Raw genomic sequence first — 5,300 nt, 5'->3', positions numbered from 1 at the left:
GAAAGTACCAACACTCCCTTAAGGTCTTTATTGTCGGTTTTCCCGATCCGCACCATAGCGGATGAAACTTCCGGCTTGGTCTCCTGAAGCGAAGTATCTACCGCAGCCGGTGTTCCGGCGTTGGGATCAGCAGCGCTCAGCGTCAGCCAGTCACCAGCCACGACGGCTTTCACCTTGGCATCGGCAGGATCAAAAATAATCATGCCATCTACCATATCGGGGATAGTTTTCGTAATGGGATCTACTTTTACCCAGGGCAGTATCAGACCCCGGTTCTCACTGTTTCCGAACTCGAGGGATACCCAGTTGTTGGTAACCGAGGTTTTACCGATCGCCACCTGGGAAAAGCAGACGGATGAGACCAGCAGCCCCCCTGCAATTAGTATTGATTTCATTGTCTTTTATTATTTAAGTTGTTAAAAAGATCAGCTTTTCCGCACGGCACAGCATGCGCCGTGCAGGAAAGAGCTGATGCATCTCATTATTTAATCAGGACAGGTCTGCTGACCGATCTCATACCATCCTGGCACTCCGTTCTTCACGGTATAAACTTTCAGCATCCTGTTGGTAAGGTCCATCACGATCATCCCTTCCACGGCATTGGTCAGAATAGGAGTCGTATCGTCATCTGCCACTGGTTGGTTAGAATCATTGAATCTCACCCTGTTGATGATCATTCCTTTGGTTTTCGCTTCCAGGGCCATCCAGCCTCCTTTTCTTACCATTGGCCAGTTGTCGGCATTTACACCGGCTCTTCCAAGGGCTGTGATTCCCGCTTTGGTCGCTAAAGCTGTTCCGGAAGTTACCGCAGGCTTATAGCATACCGAAGTAGCCGTGGTGAAGGACATGTAATTGAGTGAAGGTACGACACCTCCGGATACGTAGAAAGCATAATATTCCGTACCATTAATGGTCTCTTTTCCACTGTTGGCGATCACAGAAGCGGTACCGTCGCTCAGCTTGGCAGCGGTGGAAGCAAAGATCAGTCCTATAGAACTGGACGATGCATTTCCGAATGCTGAAACAGGATAGTAAACGCCAATCTTATCGGCAAAGTTTCCTTTGTTCTGCACTTTCCATACACGGCTGAAACGTTTGGTGTAGGTAAGCCCATTGGATGCTACGTTTCCTGTGGCCACTCTGGTGTTTAAAGATCCGTTATCATCTCCCCATACCAGGTACTGCATATCTGAACTGAAGGTACTGGTATTGGCCGTATTGCCTGCCTCTACAGCATTAAGTGCTACGAGCACCTGGCTGTCAGTCTCAATATTGGCCGTTGCACCTCGGTTCACACTCTGGCTCTGCTTCTGGTTGAGCGCCGTAAGGTCGTCCCTTCCGATTCCTGCGATGTTGTACTTATACGTCGCATCGGCTGTCCAGCTCTTGCTACCATCTGATGCCAGATAATCCTGGCCTGTTGTTGGCTGATAGATGGTAATACCATATTTCAGGGCAAGATAACTGTTCACTTTCAGTCGCTTCGTATCATCCAGTGACGAAGAATATTCGACCATTTCCGGAATTTTACCGTTGGTGGCGTTACCTGAAGCATCAATACCCATGACAAGGTTTCCGCCTGTCCAGTTGGTACTGTTCGCTACAGCGTTAAGCTGTTTGGCATTGATCCCGCTGTACAATACATCTCCTGCTGCTGTTCTCCATCCTGAATACAGTTCTGCAGAACCTCCTGAAGGTGCAGCCGTAGTATTGGTCGCTGAAGATCCGCCTAATGTCAGGTTAACATATCCTGCTCCGGCAGAGCTGAACTGCAGAAGATTACCCCCTGCCACTTTTGGCTGAAGGAAATAATGCGCTCCCAATACATCGGATACTGCGAAAACAGATACATTCTTCTGACCGTCGATACCCAGCGTTCCTGTGATATCGAAGTTCTGACCACCAGTAAAGGTCAGTACCGGGTTGAAGTTCATATTATCCGTCGCATTGTTCCTGTACTTAGGCTGCTGACCGGGAACGGACTGTGTTCCGTGGCTGTTGTTTGCACTCTGATCCTTCCATGTTGCTACTGATGCATTATCTGCGTTGGCAACTATTTCCTCATCATCGGCACGCAGCCACAGGTTCTCACCTGTCACTCCTCCCGGTGACTTTTTATAGTATGCCATGGTGAAGAAGAACTCCGCCTTATTCACCTGCTCCGCAGGAATGGTGAAGGCTTTATAGTTTACCGAGTTGATCGTTACCATACCCGCACTGCTGCTGTTGAACACCTGGCTTCCGGCAGGGAAAGTAGCAGATGTACTGTAAAGCAGTGAAGAAACTTTAAGGTTTTTGATGTATGTCTCCGGTATCAATACCTGGATATCTTTTGAAAGATTCTTGGTATTCTGTACCCTCCATACCCTATTAAGTCTCTCCTGATAAGGATATAAGGCTGTGAATGTTGAAGTATCACCCGACATATCGGTATTGTTGTCTCCCCATACCAGGAACTGAAGATTGGTATCAAAGCTTCCTGTATTGGCTTCATTGGTGGCCGCAACGCTTCCAAGACCAATGATCACCTGCTTGCCACTGTTCACACTCTGGCTCTGCTTCTGATAGAGATCACTGATGTCATCCCTTCCGATTCCTGCGATATTATTCTGGTAGGTATTGCTGCCTGTCCAGAAAGAAATATTGTTAACTGCATCGGATGACAAATAGGTAAATGGTGAGCTGTTAGTACCCAGTGTTACCCCATATTTCAATCCTAAATAAGAATCGATACGCTGCTTATCGGTAGAAGACGGGATCGTGTTATAATAGATCACTTCTCCGATGACACCGTTCCAGTTTTCACCTCCTGACTGTCTTGTTCCTATTCTTCCGGTATTCAATACCGTATTTATTGGATCAACAGGCGTCATATTTGCAATCGGAAGTGCATTGTACGTTCCATAGATCGTACTGCCCGATGCCGCTCCATAAGAGATTACCGAAGCATTGCCTGTATAAGGAGAAACTGAATTGTACGGAACAAAATCATTTCCTGTGTTATACGTTGTTACCAAAACTTTATCATAAGACCTCAACAGTCCAAAGTTTTTACCAGCAGCACTGGTTCCGTAGCTGGTGAGCCATTCAAATTGGCTTCCTGTAAACGAACTTTTCCCCACACCAAATACCGATCTCACCTTGCTACCGTTTGCCATACCTGCATCGCTGAAGGACATAAAATCCGATTGAGATGCATCGAAAGTAAACGACGGGTTAAAGTTCAACAGGGAAGCTCCTGATGTATTGTACACCGGCTGGTTGGCTGCCACCGACTGGGTCGCATCTGCATTAACCGTCTGATCTTTCCAGGTAAGGGTAGCACCTATCACCACATCCCTGTCGGCACGGTACCATCTTACCAGGTTGGTGGTTACCCCACCCGGACCGTTAAGCGGTGCCGCAAAGGTGAAGTAATTTCCTGTTGGAATCTGAACACCAGCAGCTACACCTGAAGCAAGTGCTTTATAGGTAACATTTGATGAGAACGTAGGATCCGCACTGTAGATCAGATAGGTTGCCCTTACGTTATCTACTTTAACAGAGATATTCTGAGGAGTTCCGGTCTGCTGTACTTTCCATATGCGGTTCATGATGGCATTCAGGCTGTGGTTTAACCCTGACTTTAAGGTGAAGGTTGTTGGCTGCCCATTGTGTCCTGTGATAAAGTAATATTTATCATTAGCAATATCTGTATGGCCACTTGCCCCGCTTATGTTACTATTGGTAAAGTTATTATCTGTGCTCAGTATGATAATATCTGATACCGGCATCTGACTCTTCGTAATGCGCTGATGAAGCGCTGTGATATCGTCTCTGCCGATACCGATCACATTGTTCTGGTACACAGCATCGCTCTCCCAGATACGAACGGTACCATCGTAACTGGCCAGGTAATCTCCCTCCTTAATCGGAGCTGATATGTTCTCTCCTGATGTTCCGTTACCATTATTATCACGGCCTAACGTAATACCATACTTTAAAGCAAGGTAACTGTTAAGCTGAATACGTTGAGATGCTGTGATATTTTTCTTAAACACCACAAACTCACCGAAGATTCCTGTAAACGGATTATAATCTTCCCTGTTTCCAGGTACGTCACCAAGACGTATCACGCTGCATCCATTGTAAGTAGTGCTGCCTGTAAAATTCAATACATTGTTTCCATTAATCAAGATATTCGATCCGTCAGAAACTGTATTTTTAAATGAAGCTATGTTGATGGTAGCATAACCACTATTACCACCGCTGTATCCAATTGAATGGTTATCGTTGGCAATCTTGGTGGTAAGCATGGAGCGCTCATCAAGGATACCCCCCAGGTCTGTACCCCATACATCCTGCTCCTTCACGGCATCTGCTTTGTACATGATAGCCACGTCGGCATCAGGGGACGACACGCGTGAAATATCTGCCTGGATCATACCCCAGGTCCAACCTGTACCGGGACCAAATCCTGCTACACTATTATAGTTAAAGGTTTTCCCCAAGGTCATCTGACCTGTCGGACCTCCCAGACAATCATTGATGTCAAAACGGAGATTATTGCTGTTTCCACTTTGATCTAACCAAGTCTGAGTACCTGTAAGGCCAATATCGCCACGAAGCCATACCACTTCATCTTCTACACCACCAGGCCACTTCATAAAGGTCGCAAACGTAAAATAGGATCCTGAAGGGATCTGTACGCCCTGCTGCGTTGCTCCTGCCATAAGCTGTTGATATTGAACATTGGCAGAGAACGTAGGATCATTACTGTACACAAGATAGGTGGCGAGATTGTCTGTCGTTTTGATATAGACATCCTGCGCTGTACCTGTTCTCTGTACTTTCCATATACGTTTCATCAAGGCATTAAGCCCATTGCTTAAACCTAGTTTCTTAGTATAAGAGGTTGCTGCGTTATTGTTCCCGGTGACAAAGAAAAACTTGTCATTTGCAATATCGGTGTGGCCGTTGGTACCGCTCTGGTTGGTATTCACAAAATTACTGTCGGTACTTAGGGTAATGATATCCGGTGTTGCCGACTGGCTTGTGGTAATACGCTGATGGAACGCTGATATGTCGTCTCTTCCAAGCCCCACCACGTTGTTCTGGTATACCGCATCGGATGACCAGGTTTTGGTCGTACCGTTACTCGCCAGATAGTCACCTTCAAATATTTGTACCGGTGAAGCAGATACCACATCGCCAACAGGCAGTTTTCCGTCGTTGTTTCTTCCGAGTGTAATCCCGTACTTCAATGCCAGGTAGCTGTTGAGCTGGATACGCTCGATTGCACTCATGTTCTTTCTGTACAC

2 protein-coding genes are annotated in these 5,300 nt (G+C 46.6%); both read right to left on the bottom strand.

The window, feature by feature from the left end:
• The coding region (locus tag AC3WV0_RS17980) for a hypothetical protein (protein ID WP_488847472.1) at positions 1–395 on the bottom strand (395 nt) is incomplete at its 3' end.
• 90 nt (positions 396–485) lie between these two features.
• Positions 486–5,285 carry a DUF8202 domain-containing protein gene (locus tag AC3WV0_RS17975; protein WP_488847471.1) on the bottom strand — a complete coding sequence of 1,600 codons (4,800 nt, stop codon included), beginning with the start codon at positions 5,283–5,285 and terminating at the stop codon, positions 486–488.
• Positions 5,286–5,300: the final 15 nt, after the last annotated feature.

It is taken from the genome of Chryseobacterium sp. 27AL (assembly GCF_057815395.1).
This window is presented reverse-complemented; position numbering and strand designations above follow the sequence as displayed.

What these genes read in the sequence shown, in the direction of transcription:
- AC3WV0_RS17975 (WP_488847471.1), bottom strand. Translation starts at nt 5,285, where the DNA reads ATGAGTGCAATCGAGCGTATCCAGCTCAACAGCTACCTGGCATTGAAG.